Genomic DNA, 1,243 nt, shown 5'->3' on the forward strand with positions numbered 1-1,243 from the left:
ACGATGGCGGCAAGCAGGCGCTGGAGGCGGTGCAGCGGCTGTTGCCGGTGCTGTGCGAGCAACATGGCCTGACCCCGGCCCAGGTGGTGGCCATCGCCAGCAATAAGGGCGGCAAGCAGGCGCTGGAAAGCATTTTTGATCAGTTATCTCGCCCTGATCAGGCGTTGGCCGCGTTGACCAACGACCGCCTCATCGCCTTGGCCTGCCTCGGCGGGCGTCCTGCGCTGGAGGCAGTGAAAAAGGGATTGCCGCACGCGCCGACCTTGATCAAAAGAACCAATCGCCGTCTTCCCGAACGCACGTCCCATCGCGTTGCCGACCACGCGCAAGTGGCTCGTGTGCTGGTTTTTTTCCAGTGCCACTCCCGCCCGGCGCAAGCATTCGATGAAGCCATGACGCAGTTCGAGATGAGCAGGCACGGGTTGTTACAGCTATTTCGCAGAGTGGGCGTCACCGAACTCGAGGCCCGCAGTGGAACGCTCCCCCCAGCCTCGCAGCGTTGGCGCCGTATCCTCAAGGCATCAGGGATGAAAAGGGCCGAACCGTCCCGTGCTTCGGCTCAAACGCCGGACCAGGCGTCTTTGCATGCATTCGCCGATGCGCTGGAGCGTGAGCTGGATGCGCCCAGCCCGATAGACCGGGCGGGCCAGGCGCTGGCAAGCAGCAGCCGTAAACGGTCCCGATCGGAGAGTTCTGTCACCGGCTCCTTCGCACAGCAATTCGCACAGCAAGCGGTCGAGGTGCGCGTTCCCGAACAGCGCGATGCGCTGCATTCCCCCCCCCTCAGCTGGGGTGTAAAACGCCCGCGTACCAAGATCGGGGGCGGCCTCCCGGATCCTGGTACACCCATGGATGCCGATCTGGCAGCGTCCAGCACCATGATCTGGGAACAAGATGCGGCCCCCTTCGCAGGGGCGGCGGATGATTTCCCGGCATTCGACGAAGAGGATATGGCATGGTTGATGGAGCTATTTCCTCAATGAGGCTCAGTCGGGGGATTACCTGAGCGTTTGGAGTAACGGTGTCAGGTTCTTAGGTATCCCCACGTTTTACAGCACCAACGTCATCTGCTCGCGCACTGCGTCGGGCAGTGTGCGTAAGCGTTCTAGCCAGCGGGAGACCGGTTCCATCGGCCAGCGCCTGACCAACGCCTCGCGGCCGACACGCAGTGTCGAATAGAGCTTGCGGGTGCTGTTGCGCGGCGACAGCCACTGCGCGATGCCGGTGGCTTCGCAGCCCAGTC

2 pseudogenes are annotated in these 1,243 nt (G+C 63.1%); one reads left to right on the forward strand and one right to left on the reverse strand.

Going from position 1 to position 1,243, the window contains the following annotated elements:
• Positions 1-983, forward strand: a pseudogene (locus A7D16_RS20195) (TAL effector repeat-containing protein); the annotation flags it as partial.
• A gap of 66 nt (positions 984-1,049) precedes the next feature.
• On the opposite strand, the pseudogene A7D16_RS20200 reads toward A7D16_RS20195, so the two are convergent.
• Positions 1,050-1,243: pseudogene (locus tag A7D16_RS20200) on the reverse strand (IS4 family transposase); the annotation flags it as partial.

Origin of the sequence: Xanthomonas nasturtii (genome assembly GCF_001660815.1) — a bacterium.
In the GTDB taxonomy this organism is placed as follows: Bacteria; Pseudomonadota; Gammaproteobacteria; order Xanthomonadales; family Xanthomonadaceae; genus Xanthomonas; species Xanthomonas nasturtii.